Source organism: Mesorhizobium australafricanum, assembly GCF_033977265.1.
In the GTDB taxonomy this organism is placed as follows: domain Bacteria; phylum Pseudomonadota; class Alphaproteobacteria; order Rhizobiales; family Rhizobiaceae; genus Mesorhizobium; species Mesorhizobium australafricanum.
Map to the genome: position 1 here is coordinate 658,391 of NZ_JAVIIT010000001.1, position 24,821 is coordinate 683,211.

Here is a 24,821-nt window from a genome sequence, read left to right on the forward strand (position 1 = left end):
TGCGCACGGCAGCGACGTCGTCGTCCCGTTGTGCCTGTGTTTGGGATCGACGCAACAACCCGGCGGCGCGCGGATCGTTCCGCCGCCTGGTCTGTCCAGAAGCGCGGTTAGGCGGCTTCCCGCTTCAATGCGGCCTGCTCCTCGGCGTTGGGGCGATGGCCCCGCAGATAGAGCGCGCAGGTCGTGCGCAGCATGGAAGCGAAGTTCGGGATCTGGCCGTTGATCTCGATCGCCTCGTCATAGAGTTTCGAGATGAATTTCGGTGTCGTCAGACCCTGGCTGTCGGCGATCTCGTCAAGGAGACCCCAGAATGTCGCCTCGAGCTGAATGCTGGTCGAATGGCCGTCGATGCGGATCGACCGGTTGATCTGCCGATAGCCTTCCGGGTCCTGCCCGGCAAAGACTCTGCACATCGCTACCTCCCGTTCTTGTTTATCTTGGGCGCCGATTAAGTCGGCTGGCGCCTTTTTGAACACTGCCTGCACTCGGCATCTTCGATCCGATGGCCGGCTGCGGCAATCGGACTTTCGTCCTTAAAGCATGCCTCGCTGAAACTGCTTCAGGCGACTGGCTTCGAGCTCTTGTTTCGACATGTGTCGTTCGCTCAAGCCGCTTCGCACTTTGGGCGACACGCAATCAAGAACTAGCGCGAAACTACCCATTTTCCAACGGCATGCGTGGTAATCGGCTGCCACCACCTTTTTTCGCCGGCGCGCATAATCGATTCCGTAAGCATCAAAAGCCGCGGAGTCCGATTTGGCGAAGGCGATCCATTCCATGATCCGGGTTCTCGACGAGGCACGGTCCGTCGATTTCTACAACAAGGCCTTCGGCCTCGACGTGGCGCAGCGGCTCGATTTCGAGACCTTCACGCTCATCTATCTCAGCAACGCCGACTCGCCGTTCGAGGTGGAGCTGACCGTGAACAAGGGGCGCACCGAGCCTTATGCGCTGGGCGACGGCTACGGCCATCTCGCTGTCTCGGTCGCCGATCTCGACAGCGAGCACGACCGGATCGGCGCGCTCGGTTTCAATCCGAAGAAGATCGTCGAGTTCAACCGCGACGGGCAACTGCTTGCCCGCTTCTTCTTCATCGAGGATCCCGACGGCTACAAGATCGAGGTCCTGCAGCGCGCAGGGCGCTTCCAGTAGGGGACATTCCGCCGCGCGGACCGGCGCGGCGCCAGCAACGGCACTCTTCGGGGTGCGAACAGCAAGCAGGGAGGAAATCATGGTTACAGTCTACGAGAAGAAACCGGGCTACGAGAAGAAGCCCGGCCTTTCGCGGCGCGAGCTTCTCAAGCGCGGCGGCGCGGGCGCGCTGCTCATCATCTCAGGCAGCGCCGTCATCAGCCCGGAGCATGCCTGGGGTCTGGAAACCTCGGCGCTGAAGCCCGAGACGATGGCGACGCTTATCCAGGTGGCGCGCGACATTTATCCGCACGACCAGGTGCCGGACAAATATTACGCCATCGCCGTCAAGGGCCATGACGAGACAGCCGCAAAGGACCCGGCCCACAAGGAACTGATCGAGAAGGGTATTGCCGAACTCGACAAGAAGGCCGGCAAGGGCGGCTATCGCGGGCTTGGCTGGGAAGAGGAGCGGGTCGCGCTGCTCACCGGCATCGAGAAGACGCCGTTCTTCCAGGCGGTGCGCGGCGGCCTCGTCGTCAGCCTCTACAACCAGAAGGAGGTGTGGCCGATCTTCGGTTACGAAGGCGAGTCCTACTCCAAGGGCGGCTACATCGCGCGCGGCTTTAATGACATCGAGTGGCTGTAGGCCGCTCTGTCCCGAACCGCTTTTCGATAGATTTCATGGGAGGAAACCATGGCAGCATCATTTGATCTCAAGAACGACGGCGTGGTCGTCATCATCGGCTCCGGCGCCGGCGGCGGCACGCTCGGCAATGAACTGGCGCAGAAAGGCATCGACGTCGTCATCCTCGAAGCGGGCGCCCGCCACGAATATGAGGACTTCATCAACGACGAGTGGGATTCCTTTGCTCAACTCGCCTGGAAGGACAAGCGCACCACCTCGGGCGACTGGCGTGTGGCCAAGGATTTCCCGAACCTGCCGGCCTGGATCGTCAAGTCGGTCGGCGGCTCGACGACGCACTGGGCTGGCGCCTCGCTGCGCTTCCAGGAGCATGAGTTCAAGGCGGCCACCACCTACGGCAAGGTCAAGGGCGCGAACCTGCTCGACTGGCCGGTGACACTCGCCGAGATGGAGCCCTATTACGCCAAGGCCGAAGCCAAGATGGGCGTCACGGGCACCAACGACTGGCCGCGGCTGCCGGGCAACAACAACTTCAAGGTGCTCAAGGCCGGCGCCGACAAGCTGGGCTACAAGGAGTGCCACACCGGCAACATGGCCATCAATTCGGTGCAGCGCGACGACCGCAATTCCTGCCAGCAGACCGGCTTCTGCTTCCAGGGTTGCAAATGGGGCGCCAAATGGTCGACGCTCTACACCGAGATCCCGAAGGGCGAAGCGACCGGCCATCTGGAGGTGCGGCCGAATTCGATGGTGATCAAGATCAATCATGATGCTTCGGGCAAGGTGACCGGCGTCGTCTATGCCGACAAGGACGGCAAGCTGCAGGAGCAGAAGGCCCGCATCGTCGCGGTAGCCGGCAATTCGATCGAGAGTCCGCGCCTGCTGCTCAATTCGGAGTCGTCCAGATTCCCGCATGGGCTTGCCAACTCGTCCGGCCAGGTGGGCAAGAACTACATGCGACACACCACCGGCTCGGTCTACGCCATCTTCGACAAGCCGGTGCACATGTATCGCGGCACCACGATGGCCGGCATCATCCGCGACGAGGCGCGCCATGATCCCTCACGCGGCTTCGTCGGCGGCTATGAGATGGAGACGCTGTCGCTCGGCCTGCCGTTCATGGCGGCCTTCCTCAACCCCGGCGGCTGGGGCCGTTCCTTCACCACGGCGCTCGACCATTATGACCATATGGCGGGTCTGTGGATCGTCGGCGAGGACATGCCGCGCGAGGAGAACCGCATCACGCTGCACAAGGACGAAAAGGACGAGCACGGCATGCCGATCGCCGATGTCCATTTCGACGACCATGCCAACGACACGGCCATGCGCGACCATGCCTACAGCCGAGGCCAGGCGCTCTACGCCGCGGTCGGCGCGACACGGACCTTCCCGACGCCGCCTTACCCCTCGACCCACAATCTCGGCACCAACCGGATGAGCGAGAAGCCGCAGGACGGCGTCGTCAACAAGCATGGCCAGTCACACGACATCAAGAACCTGTTCGTCTCCGACGGCAGCCAGTTCACCAGCGGCGGCGCGGAGAACCCGACGCTGACCATCGTGACGCTGGCGATCCGCCAGGCCGACTACATCGCCGCCCAAATGTCGGCGAAAACCATTTGACCTCCCGACTGCCTGCTGGCGCGGGACCCGAGAGGGTTCCGCGCCTTTTTTGTCGGTTGCGCTCGCCTCAGGCGCCGACCGGTTGGCCGTCCTTGCGGCGGATGGCGACGACCGATGGGCGCGGAGGCTGGCCGTCCTTGAAATCGGGCCAAAGCGACTGCGCCTTGTCGAGTGTCTCGGCATCCTCCGACGGATGCTGGACCGAGAGGAACAGCGTCGTGCCGTCAGGCGTAAAGCAGGGGCCGGTCGCCTCGGCACCGTGCGGGCAGGTGAAGAGCAGTTTTGGCAGGCCACGCGCCGCGCCTTCGGTGTCGACGCCATAGACGCCGTCCGGCAGGTCGAAATCATTGGCGCCGTCGGTCGCTACCCACAGACGACCGGCAGGATCGAAGGTGATGTTGTCGGGGCAGACGAACCAGCCATTGTCGGACGTGTCCGGGTGGAAGGTGGCGCCGATCTTGGCATCCTTGGGATTGCCGCAGAGCACGAACAGGTCCCAGGCATATTTGTCGGCGGTGTGGTCGGCGTCAACGCCGCGGCCGCCTGGCGGGATCAGCTCGACGATGTGGCCCCAGAGGTTTTCCGGCCGCGTGTTGGCCGGATTGACTTTGGATTCGTCGCGCTTCTTGTTCTTGGTCATGACGGCATAGACGCGGCCGGTGACCGGGTTGGTCTCGATATCTTCGGGCCGGTCCATCGGCGTGGCGCCGACCGCGTCGGCGGCAAGGCGGGTCTTCAACAACACCTCGGCCTGGTCGGCGAAGCCGTTGTCGGCGGTAAGCTTGCCCTGGCCGTGGACCAGCGGCAACCAACTCATCGAGCCGTCGGCATCGAAACGCGCCACCGAGAGCACGCCGTCGTCCAGCAGGTCCTTGGCCGAAGCGGGGTTGGCCGGGTCGTAAGGCTTGGCCGAGACGAAACGGTACATGTATTCGAAATAGTCGTCGTCGCCCATATAGACGACGATGCGGCCGTCCTTGTTGCGCATAACGGTCGAGGCTTCGTGCGACATGCGGCCGAGTGCGCTGCGCTTCACCGGCTTCGACTGCGGATCATAGGGGTCGATCTCGACGACCCAGTCGAAGCGGTTCGGTTCGTTCGGCTCCTTGTCGATGTTGAAGCGGTCGTGGAAGCGGCCGCGGCCGTAGATGTCGGAGCCGTCGAAGCCGTAGCGGTCGAGAACATCGGCGGTCGGCGCTTTCTTCGGGTCGCCGCCGAACAGGTCGGACACGCCTTCCTCGCAGGTCAGCACCGTGCCCCAGGGCGTGACGCCGCCGCTGCAATTGTAGCTGGTGCCTAAGATCTTGCGGCCGCTGGCGTCGGCCGAGGTCTGCATCAGCGCATGGCCGGCGACTGGGCCGGAGACAACCATCTCGGTGTTGGCGGTGATGCGGCGGTTGAGCGGGCTGTCCTCGACGGTCTGCCACTTGCCGTCCTTCAGCATCACCTCGACGATCGAATGGCCCATGGCGGCGAGGCCGAGATCGACCTGTTCCCTGGTCATCGTCTTGCCGGCGTCGTCCTCGGTCATGCCGGGGAACATCATGTTCGGCGAGATGTATTCGTTGTTGACGCAGAGCAGGCCGTGGTCGGAGTTCACCGAATCCTTGGGCAGAGGCATGAAGGCGATGTAGTCGCAATTGTAGCCGAAGCGCTTTTCTTGCTCTTCCGCCGCGACCTTGTTGCCGTCGAATTCGGCCAGGCCGGCCGCGAGCGGATCGCCCCAACGGGCGACGATGGTGGTTTCATAACCCTCGGCGGCGGCATGGGTCTTGTCGTAGACCCGCTTCAGCTCGGGAAAACCGAGGGTGGATTGAGCGGCCGCGGCATGTGTTTCGCCGGCAAACAAGGAGCCGACAAAGCTGCCGCCGGCAATCAACGCGCCGGAAGCGAGGCCGCTCTTGAGGAGTTCGCGGCGTGAGACGCGCGCGGCAATGACGTCGCGGATAACAGGGGAGGATGAAGACGGGGAGTTGGCCATCGTGTCTGCCTCTCGGTGGATGTTGACGACACGCGCTGCCTAAGGCGCTTCGACAACATCCCGATGACATGGAGCGCGCTATTGTTTCGGGCGGCGGCCCAGCGGCTGAGCGATGGGCCGATCGACGGCTATCTTCTGGTGCAGGTCGAGGCCGTGAAGGCGCCGTCCTGCTGCTTCATGATGATGTCGAAGGAAGGGCCGCTTGGATCATCCAACGTCGCCTGGGTCATCGAAATAGAATTGCCGCCGCTGGTGTAGCCGCCCAGCGGACCAAGCCAGCTGATCTCGCCGTTCGGGTTCATCTGGTAGTCGTAGGCCTGCGGCGCGGCGCCGAAGGTCACCGGACCGCTATAAAGGCTGCCCTTGATGGTGATGTCGCCCAGATTGAGGAACAGGCCGAGCAGGTAGACCTCGCAGTGATAGGTGCCGTCGGGCAGCTTGCCGTCGGCGAAATCGGCTCGCGCGCCGCCGGCGGCGGACAGGAGAAGCAGGAGACCCAGGATAATGCGTGAGGCCATGATATCTCTCGTTTGCGCGGCGACCTTGCCCCATTTCGCTGTACGCCCGCAACCCGGTGCAGATCAGGCATTGTCCGAAGCTGGTGAAAACATAGGCATTTTTACCGTATGGGCAAAATCTAGGCAGTGTTGCGTAAACTTTTCTCAACTTTTGCGCATTGCAGCAATCCGAACTGTTTGACGGCTACAGGATAAGTATCTGTAAATCCTGCGCTATCCAACGAGTCGCTGCCGCTCCTCCTCGTTTGGCACGTCACTTGCACAGTTATATTGCGATGCAAAACACCAGCTTGGGAGTGTGCAATATGAGGGGTAATTTCTCGACAATAACAAAAATGTTTTCGGCCGGCGTGATCGCTGCCGGGCTGTCGATGTCGGCTCCCGCCAAGGCGGCTGACGACACGATCAAGGTCGGCATCCTCCATTCGCTGTCGGGGACCATGGCGATTTCGGAGACGACACTGAAAGACGTCATGCTGATGCTGATCGAAGAGCAGAACGCCAAGGGCGGCCTGCTCGGCAAGAAGCTCGAGGCGGTGGTCGTCGACCCGGCGTCCAATTGGCCGCTTTTCGCTGAAAAGGCGCGTGAGCTGATCTCGAAGGACAAGGTGGCGGCGGTGTTCGGCTGCTGGACTTCGGTGTCGCGCAAATCGGTGCTGCCGGTTTTCAGCGAGCTCGACAACATCCTGTTCTATCCCGTCCAGTATGAGGGCGAGGAGAGCGAGCGCAACGTGTTCTACACGGGTGCGGCGCCGAACCAGCAGGCCATCCCGGCCGTCGACTATCTGATGAGTGCTGACGGCGGCTCGGTGAAGCGCTGGGTGCTCGAAGGCACCGACTACGTCTATCCGCGCACCACCAACAAGATCCTCGAAGCATATCTGAAGGCGAAGGGGGTGCCGGCCGAGGACATCATGGTCAACTACACGCCGTTCGGCTTCTCCGACTGGCAGACCGAGGTCTCGGCGATCAAGAAGTTCGGCTCCGCCGGCAAGAAGACCGCGGTCGTCTCGACCGTCAACGGCGACGCCAACGTGCCGTTCTACAAGGAACTCGGCAACCAGGGCATCAAGGCCGAGGACATTCCGGTCATGGCCTTCTCGGTCGGCGAGGAAGAACTGGCGGGCCTCGACACCGCGCCTCTGGTCGGCCACCTCGCCGCCTGGAACTACTTCGAAAGCATCGACACGCCGGCGAACAAGAAGTTCATCGACGACTGGCACAAGTTCATCAAGAACGACAAGCGCACCACCAACGACCCGATGGAGGCCCATTTCATCGGCTTCAACATGTGGGTGAAGGCGGTCGAGAAAGCCGGCACCACCGACCCGGACAAGGTCATCGATGCCATGGTCGGCGTTTCGGTGCCGAACCTGACCGGCGGCTATTCGACGATGATGCCCAACCACCACATCACCAAGCCGGTGCTGATCGGCGAAATCCAGGCGGATGGCCAGTTCGAGACCGTCTCGCAAACGCCCGGCCTCGTGATGGGCGATGAATGGTCCGACTACCTGCCGGATTCCAAGGACCTGATCTCCGATTGGCGCGCTCCGCTCAGCTGCGGCAACTTCAACGTCGCAACCGGCAAGTGCGGCGGCAAGGGCACCAACTGATCCGGTCCGGACCTCGGTCCGTGACCTCCCAGGTCTGTCGGATCGCGGAGTGGCCCCACGATTCGAGACCGCTGCCCGGGCGGGTTTAAATCCGCCCGGGCAAGACCCCTGAACCCAAGAAAGCTTGCTTGAAGACGACAATGCTGCTGCTGCGCGCAATTGGTCTGATGCTTTTGTTGACGATGGCAAACCTGTTGCCGTCGGAGGCCGCAGAAGCCGACCTTCGCGCGACGGTTGCCAAGTTTGCGACTGCAGCCAATTTCTCGGCTACCGAAGCCGTCGTGCGCGAGTTGGCCGCGAGCGGCGATCCGATGGCCGAACGTCCGCTTGCGGCGCTCGCCGACGGCAATCTCTACATTCGCAAGAGCGACACCCAGGTTTTCGTCGGCAAGGATGCCGGCGATCGCATCGAGCTCCTTGATCCGTTGAGCGGCGGGAAGGCTGCCGATGCGGACAAAGCCGATCTGACCAAGATCAAGGTCAACAACGGCCTGCGCCGTGTCATCCGCGATGCGCTGGGCACGCTGACCTTGCGCGCCAAGGACGCGAGCGTGCGCCTTGCCGCGGCGATGACGATGTTCAAGACGCCCGACGCGGGGAATATCGAGCCGCTCGACGCCGCGATCGGCGCCGAGACCGAGCCGGCCGTCAAGGCGATGTTTGAACAGGCGCGCGCTGCGTCCATCCTGGTTTCTGACAAGCCGGAGGCTGACAAGCTCGCGGCGATCTCGGTCATCGCGGCCCGCGGCGACCGGGATGCGCTGTCACTGCTGACATCCGTCGAGGCAAATGCGCAGGGTGCGGTCAAGGACGCGGCAAGCGCCGCGATCGGCAAAATCAATTCCACGCTTGCCTTGTGGGATGCCGGCCAGAACATCTGGTACGGCATTTCGCTGGGATCGGTGCTGCTGCTGGCCGCGATCGGCCTTGCCATCACCTTCGGCGTCATGGGCGTCATCAACATGGCGCATGGCGAGATGGTGATGCTCGGCGCCTACACCACCTTCGTCGTCCAGCAGGTGATCCGCACCTCGTTTCCGAGCCTGTTCGACTGGTCGCTGGTGATCGCGCTGCCGCTCGCCTTCCTCGTCGCGGGGCTGGTCGGGCTCGCGATCGAGCGCGGCATCATCCGCTTCCTCTATGGACGGCCGCTGGAGACCCTCCTGGCCACCTGGGGCGTCTCGCTGGTCCTGCAGCAGGCTGTGCGCAGCATCTTCGGGCCGACCAACCAGGAGGTGGGCAACCCGTCCTGGATGTCCGGCTCGTTCGACGTCGGCCAGTTGGCGGTTACCTGGAACCGGTTGTGGATACTGGTGTTCGCACTCCTCGTGTTCGCGGTGCTGCTCTACGTCATGAAGCGCACGCCCTGGGGGCTGCAGATGCGCGCCGTCACCGCCAACCGCCGCATGGCCGCCTCGATGGGCATCAAGACGCCATGGGTCGACGCGCTGACCTTCGCGTTGGGCTCCGGCATTGCCGGGATTGCCGGTGTTGCGCTCAGCCAGATCGACAACGTGTCGCCCAATCTCGGCCGCGGCTACATCATCGACAGTTTCATGGTCGTGGTCTTCGGCGGCGTCGGCAACCTCTGGGGCACGCTGGTCGGCGCCTTCTCGCTCGGTATCGTCAACAAGTTCCTCGAGCCTTATGCGGGCGCGGTGCTCGGCAAGATCGTCGTGCTGGTGCTGATCATCCTGTTCATCCAGAAGCGCCCGCGCGGCCTTTTCGCGCTGAAGGGCAGGGCGGTGGAGGCATGATCGCACAGCGCTTCTTCGGCGCCGATCGGCGCATTGCCATCACCATCCTCGTCCTGCTGGCGGCGGCCATCATCGTGCCGCTGCTCAACCTCGCGGTCTCGCCGCAGAGCGCCGTCTACATCCCGCCCTATATCGTGGCGTTGGTCGGCAAGTATCTCTGCTATGCGCTGCTGGCGCTCGCGCTCGACCTGGTCTGGGGTTATTGCGGCATCCTTTCGCTCGGCCATGGCGCCTTCTTCGCGCTCGGCGGCTATGCGATGGGCATGTATCTGATGCGCCAGATCGGTTCGCGCGGCGTCTACGGCAATCCCATCCTGCCGGACTTCATGGTGTTCCTGAACTACAAGGAACTGCCCTGGTTCTGGCACGGCTTCGACCACTTCTGGTTCGCGGCGCTGATGGCGCTGGCCGTGCCCGGCCTGCTCGCCTTCGTGTTTGGCTGGTTCGCCTTCCGCAGCCGCGTCACCGGTGTCTACCTGTCGATCATCACCCAGGCGATGACCTATGCGCTGCTGCTCGCCTTTTTCCGCAACGACATGGGGTTTGGCGGTAACAACGGCCTGACCGATTTCAAGGATATTCTGGGCTTCAACGTGCAGGCCGATGCGACGCGCTCGGCGCTGTTTTCGGCAAGCGCGGTGATGTTGGCTCTGGCCGTCTACCTCACCGCGGCGATCGTCCGCTCCAAATACGGCAAGCTCTTGATGGCTGTCCGCGACGCCGAGAGCCGCACCCGCTTCCTCGGTTGGCGGGCCGAGAACGTCAAACTCTTCGCCTTCACCGTCTCGGCGATCATGGCCGGCATCGCCGGCGCGCTCTACGTGCCGCAAGTCGGCATCATCAATCCCGGCGAGTTCGAGCCATCGAATTCGATCGAGGTGGTGATCTGGACCGCCGTCGGCGGGCGCGGCACCATCGTCGGCCCGATCCTCGGCGCGCTTCTCGTCAATGCCGGCAAATCCTGGTTCACCGGCGTGCTCCCGGAATTCTGGCTGTTCGCGCTGGGTGGGCTGTTCGTCGCCGTCACGCTGTTGCTGCCCAAGGGCATCGTCGGCATGTGGGACAACTGGCGTGGCAAGGCGAAGGCGCTGCGCGCGGCCTCGCTTGCCGCCGAAGCCGGCGCCGACCCCGAGGTGCGGCAGCCGAAGATCGTGCGCTCGGCGGCAAGGACGCCGGGCGCCTGGTCGGCCGCCGGCCCCGAGCCGCAGCCGGCGGAGTGAGCGACCATGGGCAAGTCGAACACCATCCTCTATCTCGACGGCGTGTCGGTTTCCTTCGACGGCTTTCGCGCCATCAACAACCTGTCGCTGGTGCTCGACAAAGGCGAGATGCGCGCCATCATCGGACCCAACGGCGCCGGCAAGACGACGATGATGGACATCGTCACCGGCAAGACGCGGCCGGACGAGGGCGAAGTGTTCTTCGACGGCCAGGTGGACCTCACCCGCCACGACGAGGCCGAGATCGCCATGATGGGCATCGGCCGCAAGTTCCAGAAGCCGACCGTGTTCGAGAGCCACAGCGTCGAGGACAATCTCATGCTGGCGCTGAAAGGGCCGCGCTCGATTTGGCCCGCCCTGTTTCACCGCCGCTCCGCCGCCGAGACGCGGCGCATCGATGATATCCTCGGCATCATCCGTCTCGGCGACAAGCGCGACGAGCTTGCCGCAAATCTCAGCCATGGCCAGAAGCAGTGGCTGGAGATCGGCATGCTGCTCGCCCAGGACCCGAAGCTTTTGCTCGTCGACGAGCCGGTCGCCGGCATGACCGATGCCGAGACCGAGGAGACCGCGCGACTGCTCAAGGACATCGCCCGCGACCATTCGGTGGTCGTCGTCGAGCACGACATGCATTTCGTGCGCGAGCTTGGCGTCAAGGTCACCTGCCTGCACGAGGGCTCGGTGCTGTCGGAAGGCACGCTCGATTTCGTTTCGGCCGACGAGCGGGTCGTCGAAGTCTATCTGGGGCGGTGAGCATGGTCTGGCGGGTTCCGTTTTACCGTTTCGATTTCGCTTTTTTGAAGCGCTGGAGAAGGGGCTGACCATGCTCGAAGTCTCCAATGCCACGCTTCACTACGGCGCCGCCCAGGCATTGCGCGGCGTCTCGCTGAAGGCAGGTGCTGGCAAGATCACCTGCGTGCTCGGCCGCAACGGCGTCGGCAAGACCAGTTTGATGAGATCGATCGTCGGCCATCACCGGCTGACGAGCGGAAGCGTTGCCTTCGAGGGGAAGGCGCTCGACCGGAGCGCGGCGTATGATCGCGCCCGGTCGGGCATCGCATTCGTGCCGCAGGGCAGGGAGGTCTTCCCGCTGCTGACGGTGCGCGAAAACCTGGAATCCGGCTTTGCGCCGCTGCGGCGCGCCGACCGCAACATTCCAGCCCATGTCTTCGAGCTGTTTCCGGTGTTGAAGCAGATGCTGTCGCGACGCGGCGGCGACTTGTCCGGCGGCCAGCAGCAGCAGCTCGCCATAGGCCGGGCGCTGGTGATGCGGCCGAAGCTCCTGGTGCTCGACGAGCCGACCGAAGGCATCCAGCCCTCGATCATCAAGGATATCGGCCGCGCCATCCGCTATCTGCGCGACCAGGCGGGGATCGCCGTGCTTCTGGTCGAGCAATATCTCGACTTCTGCCGCGAGCTTGCCGACGAGGTCAACATCATGGACCGCGGCCGGATCGTGCATACCGGTCCGGCGGAGGATCTCGATCGGGCGGATGTGAGGAAGTTCCTGACGGTTTAACCCAGGCTAGTCTAGGGGGCGTTCTCCTGCTGGCGAATCGCAAACGTTGGAGATTGGCTAAAACATCTCGGGCGTCGTCATCCTATGGCGGAGCAAGGAGCGAAGCGACGCGGCGCAGACCATAGGATCCATGCCGTTACGTCTGCCGAATGGCGTAGCGACGCAGAATAGATATCTTGGCGCATCGCCTCCGACCATTCCAAATTCTGCGCCGTTAGTGACGATTTGAAGTCACGGCATGGATCCTTGGGTCTTCGCGCCGCTACGCGTCGCTACGCCCAAGGATGACGAAGTCACGTGGCTCGAGCCGTTTACTCTATTCTACGACACACGGCTCTGGCGCGCCCAATACCGCGTGCTAGTCTTTTCTTGGCCTTGGTGAGTCGGCCGCTTTCCGTACCAGTCGCGAAATGAGGGGAAGACGCGGACTCCGCCGCAAGTTCCACGCAAGCCAGTCTTCCTAGCTTCCCCGCAGTGATTGTCGGTCAACGCGTCCAAAAGAAGCTTGCCAGGGGACGGCGATGGAACGTTTTGTCGAGGACTATCAGAAGCGGCGCCTCACGGAGCCCGTCGATATCATGACCGCGATCAACATCCTGATGTCGCAAGGCTATGACGAGGATGATCTGCTGGGCGAAATCACCAAGGTTTTCTACGTCGATCTCGACGCCTTCAATGACGTGATCTCGCACCATTGAGAATTCGCATGCGGCCGTTGCGTTACGATGGCGGTGGAGACACCATAATTCCGTAGCGTCAGCGGACCGCTATCGACAACAGCAGTATGATGCCGACCCCCATCATCACTAGACCCGGCCAATTCTGCGACAGGCTGAGGAAACCGAGTCCGCGCCGCCGCGGCTCCAGTGTCGGGCCCGGTGTTGCCAGCTTCGGCGCCGGACGATCCGGCGCTGTAGGTGCTGGATCACTCAGTCGTCCGCGCCTCAGAGTGGCGCCTGCCATGTACACGACGCCTGCGACGGTAAGCAACGCACCGAGGATGACGGTCATCTTTCCTCGCTCCTTTCCAACGCTGCGGGATTTGGCAAGCGTTTCGCGAGGTGGCTGCCTTGCCGTTCCGATCTTCGGCAGCCGGCGCGACTTGGCAGCGGCCTCCCGCGGTCGGCGGCTGAGACAGAACGGTCAAGATGGCCGGCAGGTTCCGACAAGCCAACGGCCGAATAGCGTCGCGTGACGCGCCGAGCAGAGCTTTGGCGTTTGAACAAGGGCCGCTGTGGAGGTCCGCAGCTCTAATGCATGTCGCGCTGAACCGGATTCATGCGACGCGCTTTAAGTCTTTGTTTTGATGCATGTCGTTGTCCCAGAACCGCTGCACACTTCTGGGCGACATGCATCAGGCTGCCACCCGCTTCATCAGCGCCATGGCGCCGAACGGCGCGCGCACCTTGCCCTCGGTGATGAAGTAGGCAAACACGTCGCGCGGCTTGACCGGCGCGTCGGTCTTGGGATTGGCGCGCGGCAGGTCGGCGGGTTGCTTGCCTTGCGCCCAGGTCTTCACCCGTCCCGCCCATTCGTCGAGGCCCTTCGGCGTGTAGCAGTCGGGATTGTCGTCGCTGCCGGTCTGCAGCCGCGCATAGACGAAGTCGCCGGTGACATCGGCGATCGCCGGATATTTTGCATGGTCGGCATAGACGATAGCGGCGTTGTACTTGCGCGCCAAAGCGGGGAATTCCGGCACGATGAAGCTGTCGTGACGCACCTCCAGCGCGTGGCGCAAGGGCACGCCGTCCTGCTTTTCGGGCAGAAGCTTGAGAAAAGCTTCGAAATCGTCGGCATCGAATTTCTTGGTCGGCGCGAACTGCCAAAGAATCGGGCCGAGCTTCTCGCCGAGCGCGGCAACGCCTGAGCCGAGGAAGCGCATCATGGATTCGCCGGCCTCGCCGAGCACGCGGCGGTTGGTGACGAAGCGGTTGCCCTTGAGCGAGAAGACGAAGCCATCCGGCGCGTCGTTGGCCCACTTCACGAAGGTCGGTTCCTTGAAGCTGGAATAGTAGGTGCCGTTGACCTCGATGCTCGGCACCTGGCGGCTGGCGTAGTGCAACTGCTTGGCCTTGGCGAGCTTGTCCGGATAGAAGGAGGTATCCCAAGGCTCAAAAGTCCAACCGCCCATGCCGGAGCGGATTTTTCCTTGGCTCATCGTCTTCCTCCTCCGCGTTTCAAATGCGATCAGGCCGCTTTGCCGACCGGCTTCACCATATCGACCAATATCCACCCTGGCCGGTATGGGTTGGCACGGCGACCCGTTTCCCGATAGCCGTAAGCCGAATAGAGCTCGATGTTCCGCTCCATAAGCGAATTGGTGTAGAGCCGCACCTCCGGCACGCCCCATGACCTCGCCAGTTCGTTGGCGAAATCGAGCAGCGCGATGCCGAGCTTCCTGCCCTGGAAAGCCGGCGCGACGGCGACGCTGAAGATCATGGCGTGGTCGGGGTGCCGTTCGAGAACGATCAGCCCGGCGAGTTCCGCGCCTTCTTCCAGCAGCCAGACCTCGCCCTGCTCTATGCGCGGTGCATAGTCCTCGGTGACCGGGATCGGCGGTGCGCCCAACAGGGCAGTGTAAGAGGCATAGGCTTCTGTCGTTAACGAGACTACTGCCTGGAGATCATTGGCAAGCGCTCTTCTTCTAAGGCTCATTCAAACGCTCTCTAGACACTCACGATCTGCGTGCTCACTCGGCCGCTTCGCGCTTGCCTCCGGGGCGCCGCTCCAGAAGCTCCTTCAGGAACTGGCCGGTATAGCTGCGCTTCTCGCGCACGATCGCTTCCGGCGTGCCGGAGGCGACCAGCTGGCCGCCGCCATCGCCGCCCTCGGGGCCGAGGTCGAGCACCCAGTCGGCGGTTTTTATCACCTCGAGATTGTGCTCGATGACCACCACCGTGTTGCCCTGGTCGACCAGCTCATGCAGCACTTCCAGGAGTTTGGCGACGTCGTGGAAATGCAGGCCGGTGGTAGGCTCGTCGAGGATGTAGAGCGTCTTGCCGGTCGCCTTGCGCGACAGTTCCTTGGCAAGCTTGATGCGCTGCGCCTCGCCGCCCGACAGCGTCGTCGCCTGCTGGCCGATATGAATGTAGCCGAGGCCGACCTGCTTCAGCGTCTCCAGCTTGTCGCGCACGCCGGGCACAGCGGCGAAGAAGTCGACGCCTTCCTCGACCGTCATGTCCAGCACGTCGGCGATCGACTTGCCCTTGAACAGCACGTCGAGCGTCTCGCGGTTGTAGCGCTTGCCGTGGCAGACGTCGCAGGTGACGTAGACGTCGGGCAGGAAGTGCATCTCGATCTTGATGACGCCGTCGCCCTGGCACGCCTCGCAGCGGCCACCCTTGACGTTGAAGGAGAACCGGCCCGGCTGGTAGCCCCGCGCCTTGGCTTCGGGAAGGCCCGCGAACCAGTCGCGGATCGGCGTGAAGGCTCCGGTATAGGTGGCCGGGTTGCTGCGCGGGGTTCGTCCAATCGGCGACTGGTCGATGTCGATGACCTTGTCGAGGAATTCCAGTCCCTCGATGCGGTCATGCTCGGCCGGATGCTCGCGCGAGCCCATGATGCGGCGCGAGGCCGCCTTGAACAGCGTCTCGATCAGAAAGGTCGACTTGCCGCCGCCGGACACGCCGGTGACCGCGGTGAAGGTGCCGAGCGGGATCTCCGCCGTCACGTTCTTCAGATTGTTGCCGCGCGCGCCGACGACCTTGATGCGCCGGTTCTTCTTCGCTTCGCGACGCACTGCGGGCGTGGCCACTTCGAGCTCGCCCGACAGATATTTGCCGGTGATCGAGGCGGGCGTCGCCATGATCTGCTGTGGCGTTCCCTGCGCGATGACGTGGCCGCCATGGATGCCAGCGGCGGGGCCGATGTCGACGACATAGTCAGCGTGCAGGATGGCGTCCTCGTCATGCTCGACGACGATCACCGTGTTGCCGATGTCGCGCAGATGCTTCAGCGTATCGAGCAGGCGCGCATTGTCGCGCTGGTGCAGGCCGATCGACGGTTCGTCGAGCACATAGAGCACGCCGGTCAAGCCCGAGCCTATCTGCGAGGCGAGCCGGATGCGCTGGCTCTCGCCGCCTGACAGCGTGCCGGAATTGCGCGACAGCGTCAGATAGTCGAGGCCGACATCGTTCAGGAAGCGCAGCCGCTCGCGGATTTCCTTGAGCACGCGGACCGCGATCTCGTTCTGCTTGTCGTTGAGCTGGGCGGGCAGGTCGGTGAACCACTGGTCGGCCTTGCGGATCGACAGCTCGGTGACCTCGCCGATATGTTTTCCGGCGATCTTCACCGCCAGCGCCTCCGGCTTCAGCCGGTAGCCGTTGCAGGCGGGGCAGGGGGTGGCCGACATGAAGCGCTCGATCTCCTCGCGCATCCAGGCCGATTCCGTTTCCTTCCAGCGCCGGTCGAGATTGGGGATGACGCCCTCAAACGTCTTGGTGGTCTTGTAGGAGCGCAGGCCGTCATCATACTGGAACGTGATCTCGCGCTCGCCAGTGCCATGCAGCACGGCTTTCTGCGCCTCGGCGCCCAGGTCCTTGAACTTGTCGCCGAGCTTGAAGCCATAGGCCTTGCCGAGCGCTTCCAGCGTCTGCGCATAATAGGGAGAGGTCGACTTCGCCCACGGGCTGATGGCACCATCGCGCAGCGAGACGTTCTCGTCCGGCACGACGAGGTTGGGATCGATGGCGCGCTGGCTGCCAAGGCCGTCGCAGGTCGGGCAGGCGCCGAACGGGTTGTTGAAGGAGAACAGCCTGGGTTCGATCTCGGGAATGGTGAAGCCGGACACCGGGCAGGCGAATTTCTCCGAGAACAGGATGCGCTCATGCGTCTCGTTCTTCGACTTGTTGACGGAATCCTCGCCGGTCAGGCTGGAGTCGAGCGGCCGGTCGGCGAACTCCGCTACGGCAAGGCCTTCGGCGAGCTTCAGCGCGGTCTCCATCGAGTCCGCGAGCCGGGTCGCCAGATCGCCGCGCACGACGATGCGGTCGACGACCACGTCGATGTCGTGCTTGTATTTCTTGTCCAGCGCCGGCACGTCGGCGATCTCATAGAAGACACCGTCGACCTTGACGCGCTGAAAACCCTTCTTCTGCAGCTCCAGCAATTCCTTGCGGTATTCGCCCTTGCGGCCGCGAACGATCGGCGCGAGCAGATAGAGACGCGTGCCTTCCTCCAGCGCCAGCACGCGGTCGACCATCTGGCTGACCGTCTGGCTCTCGATCGGCAGGCCGGTGGCCGGCGAATAAGGAATGCCGACACGCGCGAACAGCAGGCGCATGTAGTCGTAGATTTCGGTGACCGTGCCGACCGTCGAGCGCGGGTTCTTCGAGGTGGTCTTCTGCTCGATGGAGATAGCGGGCGACAGACCGTCGATCTGGTCGACGTCCGGCTTCTGCATCATCTCGAGAAACTGGCGGGCATAGGCCGAGAGGCTTTCGACATAGCGGCGCTGGCCCTCGGCATAGATGGTGTCGAAGGCGAGCGACGACTTGCCGGATCCCGACAGGCCGGTCATCACGATCAGGCTGTCGCGCGGCAAGTCGAGATCGACGTTCTTGAGATTGTGTTCGCGCGCCCCGCGAATGGAAAGGTATTTATGGTCGGCCATCGCCGGTCGCCGCCTCAGATCTGGAATTTGCTGGATTGGGCGGGTTTGTCCCGGCCATCCCCTATGTAGGTATTTTCATTGCCACGTCGAGAGACGCCACAATTCCCGACAAAAGCGTTTAACCGTCTTTCGCGCGAGCGGGCAAGCGGAAAGAACAAAGACCGAACACGCTCCTGACAAAGCGTTGTGGAAACAATCGCTATGGGCATTGTGAAACAATCGCCATAAGCGTTGTGAAACAGATGCCATCGATGCCCGCCTCTTTGATCCACAGAAGCGCTGGACTTACCTGCACGTAACCTGCAGCGATCACATTTTTCGGTAACCGGCTATTCAACGGTTGACGTCGCGGACCCAGAGGGGCAGTCTCAAAGGCGTCAACGAAGCCGGCCGTCTTTCGATGGCCTCGCCGCCCAACTGGCGGTCTGCGAGACGCCGCAGGCGATAGCGATTTGCGCTTCGAACGACATTGTCGCAACGGACCCAGGAGCGGAGCATGACGCCACCGGACAGTCCCTTGAGGCTCCACACCGAGATGGAGCCGCGGCGGGCATAAGTGCCAGGGCAGACTTGAAACGCCAGCCCGACAAACCGTGACTCGCCGATTTCCAACAATCAGAGACCGTAGTCGGATCGTCGGCTGAATGCCGCGTTGCATCCGAAACAGAACGCCGGCAGTCCACTCCCGGCTAAAATTGGATTTGAGATCCATGAAAGCCCCGTCCACCTGCGGAAGCAGTGGCGGGGCTTACATTTTTTGCGATCCTGCCTTCTTCCCAAAACGTGGGAATTGGTGAGAAGCCTCCGAAGGTCGTCATCCTTGGGCGTAGCGACGCGAAGCGGAGCGAAGACCCAGGGATCCATGCCGTTACCTCAGCCGGGGGTGCAACGGTGCAGAATTCTGCCCCGTCGCAGCGCCTTACCGTCACGGCATGGATTCCATGGTCTGCGCCGCGTCGCTTCGCTCCTTGCTTCGCCATAGAATGACGAACGAAAAAGCGCTTCAGCCGATCGTCAAGAAAGTCATCGATCTGTGACGACAGGATTATCAGTGGTTCGGCGACCTCATGCCGCCCGTCGCCATGTCGACGGTTATGCTGCCGCCGATCCTGACATCGGTGTTGCCGATCTTGAAGGTGCCATCGCTGCCGGCCGGCTGCGCGTCGTCCGGTTCCGGCTGCGGCGCAGGCTTGGCGATGCGGTAGTCGCCGCTGACGCCGGGCAGTTTCGGCGACGAGCTGTCGTCGGCAAGTGCGGTGCCGGCCATCAGCATTCCGGCAAGCGCGGCAAGGGCAGCAAACATATGGCTAGGTTGAACGGAGCTGATCATGCGCGAACTATAGAAGCGCGGCTTCAGCGATGCCAGACGCGCGGCAATCAAATTGCCGCCGTAATGGCTCGAGACCTCAGGCCGCCTTCTTGCGCGTGTCGTAGACGTGGTCGACGAGGCCCCATTCCTTCGCTTCCGCGGCGCTCATGAAATAGTCGCGGTCGAGCGTGCGCTCGACCTCCTCGTAGCTGCGGCCGCAATGCTTGGCGTAAAGCTCGGTCATGTGCTGCTTGGTGCGCACGATGTCTTCGGCGTGGCGCTGGATGTCGGAGGCCTGGCCCTGGAAGCCGCCAAGCGGCTGATGCAGCACGATCCTTGTGTTGGGTAGCGCGATCCGCCGCCCCGGCGCACCGGCCATCAAAAGGAAGGAGCCCATCGACGCGGCAAAGCCCATGCACACCGTCGACACCGGGCAGGAGATGTACTGCATGGTGTCGTAGATGGCGAAGCCGCTGGTCACCATGCCGCCCGGCGAGTTGATGTAGAGCGAGATCTCCTTGTCGGGATGGTCCGATTCCAGCGACAGAAGCTGTGCGCAGACCAGCGCCGACACGCTGTCATTGATTTCGCCATTGATGAAGACGATGCGCTCGCGCAGCAGCCGTGAAAAAATGTCGAAGGCGCGTTCGCCGCGACTCGATTGTTCGATGACCATCGGCACCAGATTGGCAAAGCTCATGACGGTTTCCTCGGGCCTCTTTTGATCAGGCGGCACGCAGCATCATGCAGGGCGCATTGGCCGCGGCCGGGTTCTTGCGCGCATGAAGCGAGATCCCGCAGCCCGCGCCGGCAATGGCAAGGACGGGTTCGGCGACCGCCACGAAGCCTTCATGGACGATGCTGAGATGCGTGCCGCCGGAAATCGTCCGCGCGAGCGTGAAGGTGACGACGCTGTCGAATGTCGGCAGATGGTCGGCATCTTCGGCACTTGGCTGCTCGCGCCAGGAATAGCGCAGCAGCTTGCCGGGCTCGGCCTCGATCACCTCGCATTCGATCGGCGCGTCCAGACCGGCAAAGGCGAAGCGCCTGCCGGCTTGCGCCTTCATGTCGTTCGGCATCATCCAGGCGGCGAGCAGCTCCGGCTCGGTCAGTGCCCGCCAGACTTTTTCAGGCGGCTCGGCAAGCTCGCATTCGAAGCTGAGCGGCGCCGCGGTCGCTGTCGGGTTTTGTGCTTGGGTCATTGGTCCATTCCCTTCAGAACGGTCTTCAACTTCTCGATGCGTTCCGGCCAGAAGGCGCGGTAGCGTTCGACCCAGCCGAGCAGCGGATCGAGCCCCTGCGGATCGGCGCGGTAATAGGCGTTGCGGCCGGCGCGCCGCTCGACCACGAGGCCGGCGCCGCGCAGCACGGCAAGGTGTTGCGAGACCGCCGGCTGGGAAACGCTCATGCCGGCGCGCAGCTCGGACACCGTCCTCTCGCCGGTCGCCAACCGCTCATAGACAGCGCGGCGCGTCGGATCGGCCAGGGCGCGGAAAATCTCTGCTTCGATCATGCACAAAGCATAAGTCGATACTTATCGATTTGGCAAGCAGCTATTTGATCGCCATATCGAAACAGACGTTCAGGCGCTGCCTTTGCTGACATTCCTTGACAGGAAGGGCGGTTATGACTAGAACGAAAAGAGAACAAAAACCTTGTGGGAAAAGCCAGCCTTTGCGGGCATGAGCGACCCGCAGGCTGTAAGGTGAGCGACTTAAAATTTGTTTCGGATGAGCGCGGAGAAGTACGATGGCGGGTAGCGTCAACAAGGTCATTCTGGTCGGCAATCTCGGGGCGGACCCTGAAATCCGCCGCCTGAACTCCGGTGATCCAGTCGTCAACATTCGCATCGCCACCTCGGAAAGCTGGCGCGACAAGAACTCGGGCGAGCGCAAGGAAAAGACCGAGTGGCATAATGTCGTCATCTTCAACGACCAGCTGGCCAAGGTGGCAGAGCAGTATCTGAAGAAGGGCATGAAGGTCTATGTCGAGGGCCAGCTGCAGACCCGCAAATGGCAGGACCAGACCGGTGCCGACAAATACACGACGGAGGTCGTTCTGCAGAAATTCCGCGGCGAGCTGCAGATGCTCGACGCACGCGGCGAGGGCGGCGGCGGCCAGGTCGGCAATTATTCCGGCGGCAGCAGCCGTAGCTCGGATTTCGGCCAGTCCGGCCCGAACGAAGGTTTTAGCCGTGGCGGTGGCGGCGGTGGTTCCAAGGGCGGCGGCGGCTCGTCGCGCGAGCTGGACGACGAGATCCCGTTCTAAATGTTGTTTTTTGCGCAATTCCGGACGGAAGGCTACGGCGAAGTCGCCGAGCCTAACCGCTACGCACTTTTCCTGGAATTGCTCTAAGCGTCTCGCAATGATCGTTTGAGGGGAAGGCGCGATGTCGCTCGGACCGCTTCTGTCGGCGCCTCCTCCCATTCCATGGCATGCATTCGCTGCCTTCGCCGCGCTCGCCGTCGGCGGCGCCCAGCTGGCGCTGCCGAAAGGCACCACGCGTCACCGCGTGCTGGGTTACACTTGGGTGACGCTGATGCTGGTCATCGCCATATCGAGCTTCTGGATCCAGCAGATTCGGCTCGTCGGTCCGTTCAGCCCGATCCATCTCCTGTCGATCCTGGTGCTGGTCACCGTGCCGCTGGCGGCGTGGTATGCGCACACGCACAAGGTGGCCGCGCATCGTGGTGCCATGATCAAGCTCTATCTGTTCGCGCTGGTCGGCGCCGGCATCTTCACGCTGCTGCCCGGCCGGATCATGCACGCCGTCGTGTTCGGCCAATAGGGCGACGGAAAACCTCGTAAGGAAGATCAACGTGAAAGCACGCGTCAAATGGGTTGAGGAACGCACCTTTGTCGGCGAATCCGGCAGCGGCCACAAGGTCGTGCTGGGCACGGCGCATGGGCCGAATGGTCACACGCCCGGACCGAGCCCGATGGAGCTGGTGCTGATCGGCACCGGCGGCTGCTCGGCCTATGACGTCGTGCACATCCTCGAGAAAGGCCGCGAGGCGGTCGAGGATTGCGTGGTCGAGCTCGACGCCGACCGGGCAGAGACCGACCCGAAGGTGTTCACGCGCATCCATATGCATTTCATCGTCAAGGGTCGCGCGCTGTCGCATGACAAGGTGAAACGGGCGATTGATCTGTCGATTACAAAATACTGCTCGGCCAGCGCCATGATGGCGAAGACGGCGACAATCACGCATGATTTTGAAGTGGTCGAGACGGCGGCGAAGTAGGGGAGTAGGGGAGTAGGGGAGTAGGGCAGTAGGGCAGTAGGGCACTAGCCGGACCGCTTCGCAGCCAGCTAGGCCGCCATTAGCGCCCTCACACCGTCCGCCACGAACTGCACGGCAAGCGCCGCGAGGATCACCCCCAGCAGCCTGGTCAGGATCGAGCGGCCGGTCTGGCCGAGGATGCGGTCGATGCGTTCCGACAGCACGAACACCAGGTAGGTGATGACGAGGCAGACGAAGATGATGCCGACGAGCGCTGCCTGAGCGGCAAAGCCTTCGAAGTGGCCCGATAGCAGCACGGTTGCCGAAATCGCGCCGGGGCCGGCGATCAGCGGGATCGCCAGCGGGAAGGCGGCGATGTTGTGGATCATGTCCTTGGTGATGGCGACGTCGCCGATCTTCTCCTTGCGGTCCTGGCGGCGCTCGAACACCATTTCGAAGGCGATGAAGAACAGGAGAAAGCCGCCGGCGACGCGGAAGGCCGGCAGCGTGATGCCGAACACCGACAGGATCGAGGCGCCGGCAACCGCAAACAGCGCCATGACCAGGAAGCCGATCACCGAAGCGCGCACCGAAACCTGCTGGCGCTCCTCGCGGTTCATGCCGCGCGTCACGGCGAGGAAGAGCGGCGCCAGTCCCGGCGGATCGATGGTCACCAGGATGGTGACGAAGGCGTTGAACAAGCTGTCGAAACTCGGCATCGCTGGTCCCCTCCCGCCGGGCGAAGCCCCGCTCTGCAATTGGTAGAGCAAAGCCCGGGCGCTGGAAAGCGGAAGGGGAAATCAACCGGTTATTCTGCTTTGCCGCAATAAGCCTCGAGCCGATAGCCGTCCGGGTCGATGACGAAGGCGGCATAGTAATTGTCGCCATAGGCCGCACGGAGCCCGGGCTTGCCGTTGTCCTTGCCGCCTTCACGCAATGCCGCGGCATAAAAGGCATCCACGCCGGCGCGCGTCGGCGCTGAAAAACAGAAATGCAGGCCAGAGTCGGTGTCGGCCGGAACCGGCCGGCCGGCGTCGTTCACCCAAAGCCGGACCGCTTGGGCGCCGTAGCCAAGGGAGCCGGGCGACTGGCTGAGGCATGAATAGCCGAGCGCTTCCAGGGCCGCGTCGTAGAAGCGTTTCGAGGCATTAGCGTCGCGGACGCCGATAGAGACATGGTCGAGCATCGTTTCCTCCGTGATTACAATGAGTTGGTCGATCAGGCTGGAGTCGTGCGCCGCGCCAAAAACTCGACCTCCATGCGCCAGGTCGCACCGCCGTCATGCGAGCGCTCGCCAAGCCAGCGGAACGAATTCTCGGTGATGCGCGAAAAGCTCCAGCGCACAGAAGCGCCGGTGCCGTCTGCGCCGACCTGGACGATCGTGTCGTCCTCGGCCCGGCCGAGCTGCCGGCTGTAATACTGGCTGCGCGGGTCGCTCCAGAAAATGTGCCAGGCGTCCGCGCCGGGATCGTAGACGCGCAATGTCGTGCCGTAGAAGGTCCACGGCCCGAGCGAAGTCTGGGCACCAGTGTTCCGCGCGGGCAGGATCCAGACATCCTGCACGGCCCTGCCTTCGAGGACCCAGCCGAAATGCACCTCGCCGCGCCCCGTCAGCCTGGTTCCATCCTCGAGAATGCGTGTGGCGTCGAATGTCCAGGCGCCGATGAAGCGGCCATAGAGCTTCAGTTTTTCGGCAAGGTCCGGCTTTGGGCCGTTGCTGTGCAGGGCCTCTGTAAAGGGATCGGTCATTGTTTCTGCCTCGTTTGTCAGGAGAGGGCGAGCAATAGGGGCGTGTTAGGGTTCTTCGCTTGGGAAAAATTGCTATCTTTCAGCCATGACGATCGCTCAGAAAACACTGGCTTCCGGGCATGGCTGGCAGGTATCCGACGTGGTGTGCACGGCAGCCGCCGGCGACAAGCCATTCGAGGAAGAGCATCGCGGCTTTTGCGTTGCGGCGGTGACCAGCGGCACGTTTCGTTATCGCACCCGCCAGGGCACGGCGATGCTGGCGCCAGGCGCCATTCTGCTCGGCAATACCGGCGCCTGCTACGAATGCGGGCATGAACACGGCGCCGGCGACCGCTGCCTCTCCTTCCATTTTTCGCCGGCTTATCTGGAGCGTGTGGTGGCTGGATTGCCGGGCGCGAAGCGGCTCGGCTTCGCCGATCCGCGCCTGCCGCCCTTGCCGGCGCTGGCACCCTTGCTGGCAGAGGCGGAGGCGGCACGCGAGACAGGCGACGGCGGAGCGTTCGAGGAACTCGGCCTGCGGATTGCCGGCGCGGTGGTTGCGGCCGCGGCCGGTTCCTCTGGAGGTGCCCGGACACCCAGCCGCCGCGACCAGAAGCGCGTTGCCGAGGCGGTGCGCCTGATCGAGCTCAATACCGACCGGCCAGTGTCGCTGACCGAGCTTGCCGACGGCACGGCGACCAGCCCGTATCATTTCCTGCGCACCTTCCGGCAGGTCGCCGGCATGACGCCCTATCAGTTCCTGCTGAGGACGAGGCTGCACCGCGCCGCGGTGCGGCTGCGCAGCTCGGACGGGGCGATCTCGACGATCGCGTTCGATGCCGGCTTCAACGACCTGTCGACCTTCAACCGCCGGTTCCGGCGCGAGATGGGGGAAGCGCCCGGCGCCTACCGCGCCCGCCGGGCGGGCCGATAGATAT

The 24,821-nt window shown here is 63.1% G+C and carries 28 protein-coding genes; 13 read left to right on the forward strand and 15 right to left on the reverse strand.

Annotated elements, in window-relative coordinates:
• Positions 1–107: 107 nt before the first annotated feature.
• Both RFM98_RS03190 and RFM98_RS03195 read right to left on the reverse strand, forming a co-directional pair.
• Positions 108–413, reverse strand: coding sequence for a ribbon-helix-helix domain-containing protein (locus RFM98_RS03190; protein WP_127253710.1), 306 nt, complete (start codon positions 411–413; stop codon positions 108–110).
• A 120-nt stretch (positions 414–533) separates the two neighbouring features.
• Entirely contained in the window at positions 534–779 is a 246-nt protein-coding gene (locus RFM98_RS03195; RefSeq protein ID WP_320307551.1) for a hypothetical protein, read from the reverse strand.
• Between RFM98_RS03195 and RFM98_RS03200 the strand changes: the two genes are divergently transcribed.
• The 3 genes from RFM98_RS03200 to RFM98_RS03210 all read left to right on the forward strand — a co-directional run bounded on the left by RFM98_RS03200 (position 757) and on the right by RFM98_RS03210 (position 3,400).
• Entirely contained in the window at positions 757–1,152 is a 396-nt protein-coding gene (locus RFM98_RS03200) for a VOC family protein (RefSeq protein WP_320307457.1), read from the forward strand. The two genes, RFM98_RS03195 and RFM98_RS03200, sit on opposite strands and share 23 nt — an antisense overlap.
• Before the next feature lie 79 nt (positions 1,153–1,231).
• Positions 1,232–1,780 (forward strand): gluconate 2-dehydrogenase subunit 3 family protein, encoded by a 549-nt coding sequence (locus RFM98_RS03205; protein WP_320213499.1) that lies wholly within the window; start codon positions 1,232–1,234, stop codon positions 1,778–1,780.
• A 48-nt stretch (positions 1,781–1,828) separates the two neighbouring features.
• Positions 1,829–3,400 (forward strand): GMC family oxidoreductase, encoded by a 1,572-nt coding sequence (locus RFM98_RS03210; RefSeq protein WP_320307458.1) that lies wholly within the window; start codon positions 1,829–1,831, stop codon positions 3,398–3,400.
• A 67-nt stretch (positions 3,401–3,467) separates the two neighbouring features.
• On the opposite strand, the gene RFM98_RS03215 is transcribed toward RFM98_RS03210, so the two are convergent.
• Positions 3,468–5,381, reverse strand: coding sequence for a PhoX family protein (locus tag RFM98_RS03215; protein WP_320307459.1), 1,914 nt, complete (start codon positions 5,379–5,381; stop codon positions 3,468–3,470).
• Between the two features lie 128 nt (positions 5,382–5,509).
• Positions 5,510–5,899 (reverse strand): hypothetical protein, encoded by a 390-nt coding sequence (locus tag RFM98_RS03220; RefSeq protein ID WP_320307460.1) that lies wholly within the window; start codon positions 5,897–5,899, stop codon positions 5,510–5,512.
• 305 nt (positions 5,900–6,204) lie between these two features.
• Here RFM98_RS03220 and urtA point away from each other — a divergent pair, with 305 nt between their 5' ends.
• The 6 genes from urtA to RFM98_RS03250 all read left to right on the forward strand — a co-directional run bounded on the left by urtA (position 6,205) and on the right by RFM98_RS03250 (position 12,709).
• On the forward strand, positions 6,205–7,515 hold the full coding sequence (urtA, locus tag RFM98_RS03225; RefSeq protein WP_320307461.1) for an urea ABC transporter substrate-binding protein: 1,311 nt from the start codon (positions 6,205–6,207) through the stop codon (positions 7,513–7,515).
• A gap of 140 nt (positions 7,516–7,655) precedes the next feature.
• Complete coding sequence (urtB, locus tag RFM98_RS03230) at positions 7,656–9,272, forward strand: urea ABC transporter permease subunit UrtB (RefSeq protein WP_320307462.1); 1,617 nt, start codon at positions 7,656–7,658, stop codon at positions 9,270–9,272.
• On the forward strand, positions 9,269–10,492 hold the full coding sequence (urtC, locus tag RFM98_RS03235) for an urea ABC transporter permease subunit UrtC (protein ID WP_320307463.1): 1,224 nt from the start codon (positions 9,269–9,271) through the stop codon (positions 10,490–10,492). The genes urtB and urtC overlap by 4 nt, the downstream gene beginning before the upstream one ends.
• 6 nt (positions 10,493–10,498) lie before the next feature.
• Positions 10,499–11,245 (forward strand): urea ABC transporter ATP-binding protein UrtD, encoded by a 747-nt coding sequence (gene urtD / locus RFM98_RS03240; RefSeq protein WP_320307464.1) that lies wholly within the window; start codon positions 10,499–10,501, stop codon positions 11,243–11,245.
• Between the two features lie 70 nt (positions 11,246–11,315).
• On the forward strand, positions 11,316–12,011 hold the full coding sequence (gene urtE / locus RFM98_RS03245) for an urea ABC transporter ATP-binding subunit UrtE (protein ID WP_320307465.1): 696 nt from the start codon (positions 11,316–11,318) through the stop codon (positions 12,009–12,011).
• A 521-nt stretch (positions 12,012–12,532) separates the two neighbouring features.
• A complete protein-coding gene (locus RFM98_RS03250; protein WP_320307466.1) occupies positions 12,533–12,709 on the forward strand; it encodes a hypothetical protein in 177 nt (58 codons plus the stop codon).
• A gap of 58 nt (positions 12,710–12,767) precedes the next feature.
• On the opposite strand, the gene RFM98_RS03255 is transcribed toward RFM98_RS03250, so the two are convergent.
• The 8 genes from RFM98_RS03255 to RFM98_RS03290 all read right to left on the reverse strand — a co-directional run bounded on the left by RFM98_RS03255 (position 12,768) and on the right by RFM98_RS03290 (position 20,444).
• Entirely contained in the window at positions 12,768–13,022 is a 255-nt protein-coding gene (locus tag RFM98_RS03255; RefSeq protein WP_320307467.1) for a hypothetical protein, read from the reverse strand.
• A gap of 343 nt (positions 13,023–13,365) precedes the next feature.
• Entirely contained in the window at positions 13,366–14,169 is an 804-nt protein-coding gene (locus RFM98_RS03260) for a DUF72 domain-containing protein (RefSeq protein ID WP_320307468.1), read from the reverse strand.
• Between the two features lie 29 nt (positions 14,170–14,198).
• Positions 14,199–14,666 (reverse strand): GNAT family N-acetyltransferase, encoded by a 468-nt coding sequence (locus RFM98_RS03265; RefSeq protein WP_320307469.1) that lies wholly within the window; start codon positions 14,664–14,666, stop codon positions 14,199–14,201.
• Between the two features lie 34 nt (positions 14,667–14,700).
• On the reverse strand, positions 14,701–17,622 hold the full coding sequence (gene uvrA, locus RFM98_RS03270; protein ID WP_320307470.1) for an excinuclease ABC subunit UvrA: 2,922 nt from the start codon (positions 17,620–17,622) through the stop codon (positions 14,701–14,703).
• Between the two features lie 1,048 nt (positions 17,623–18,670).
• Entirely contained in the window at positions 18,671–18,925 is a 255-nt protein-coding gene (locus tag RFM98_RS03275; protein ID WP_320307471.1) for a hypothetical protein, read from the reverse strand.
• Between the two features lie 103 nt (positions 18,926–19,028).
• The gene (locus RFM98_RS03280) at positions 19,029–19,631 is read right to left on the reverse strand and encodes an ATP-dependent Clp protease proteolytic subunit (RefSeq protein WP_320213485.1); all 603 of its coding nucleotides are present in this window, start codon (positions 19,629–19,631) and stop codon (positions 19,029–19,031) included.
• Positions 19,632–19,656: 25 nt separating this feature from the next.
• Complete coding sequence (locus RFM98_RS03285) at positions 19,657–20,133, reverse strand: SRPBCC family protein (protein ID WP_320307472.1); 477 nt, start codon at positions 20,131–20,133, stop codon at positions 19,657–19,659.
• Positions 20,130–20,444, reverse strand: coding sequence for an ArsR/SmtB family transcription factor (locus RFM98_RS03290; protein WP_320307473.1), 315 nt, complete (start codon positions 20,442–20,444; stop codon positions 20,130–20,132). The genes RFM98_RS03285 and RFM98_RS03290 overlap by 4 nt, the downstream gene beginning before the upstream one ends.
• 236 nt (positions 20,445–20,680) lie before the next feature.
• Here RFM98_RS03290 and RFM98_RS03295 point away from each other — a divergent pair, with 236 nt between their 5' ends.
• The 3 genes from RFM98_RS03295 (at position 20,681) to RFM98_RS03305 (ending at position 22,176) form a co-directional block, all read left to right on the forward strand.
• Complete coding sequence (locus RFM98_RS03295) at positions 20,681–21,199, forward strand: single-stranded DNA-binding protein (RefSeq protein WP_320307474.1); 519 nt, start codon at positions 20,681–20,683, stop codon at positions 21,197–21,199.
• A 121-nt stretch (positions 21,200–21,320) separates the two neighbouring features.
• Positions 21,321–21,719, forward strand: a complete 399-nt coding sequence (locus RFM98_RS03300; RefSeq protein WP_320307475.1) for a DUF2306 domain-containing protein — start codon at positions 21,321–21,323, stop codon at positions 21,717–21,719.
• A 31-nt stretch (positions 21,720–21,750) separates the two neighbouring features.
• Positions 21,751–22,176, forward strand: coding sequence for an OsmC family protein (locus RFM98_RS03305; RefSeq protein WP_320307476.1), 426 nt, complete (start codon positions 21,751–21,753; stop codon positions 22,174–22,176).
• Between the two features lie 68 nt (positions 22,177–22,244).
• On the opposite strand, the gene RFM98_RS03310 is transcribed toward RFM98_RS03305, so the two are convergent.
• The 3 genes from RFM98_RS03310 to RFM98_RS03320 form a co-directional block, all read right to left on the reverse strand.
• Positions 22,245–22,874: a MarC family protein gene (locus RFM98_RS03310; RefSeq protein ID WP_128315355.1), complete on the reverse strand. Its 630-nt coding sequence runs from the start codon at positions 22,872–22,874 to the stop codon at positions 22,245–22,247.
• A gap of 89 nt (positions 22,875–22,963) precedes the next feature.
• On the reverse strand, positions 22,964–23,341 hold the full coding sequence (locus RFM98_RS03315; protein ID WP_320307477.1) for a VOC family protein: 378 nt from the start codon (positions 23,339–23,341) through the stop codon (positions 22,964–22,966).
• Between the two features lie 32 nt (positions 23,342–23,373).
• Complete coding sequence (locus RFM98_RS03320) at positions 23,374–23,904, reverse strand: hypothetical protein (RefSeq protein ID WP_320307478.1); 531 nt, start codon at positions 23,902–23,904, stop codon at positions 23,374–23,376.
• Positions 23,905–23,989: 85 nt separating this feature from the next.
• On the opposite strand from RFM98_RS03320, the gene RFM98_RS03325 reads away from it, so the two are divergent.
• Positions 23,990–24,817: a helix-turn-helix transcriptional regulator gene (locus tag RFM98_RS03325; protein WP_320307479.1), complete on the forward strand. Its 828-nt coding sequence runs from the start codon at positions 23,990–23,992 to the stop codon at positions 24,815–24,817.
• The last annotated feature ends 4 nt before the right edge of the window (positions 24,818–24,821 follow it).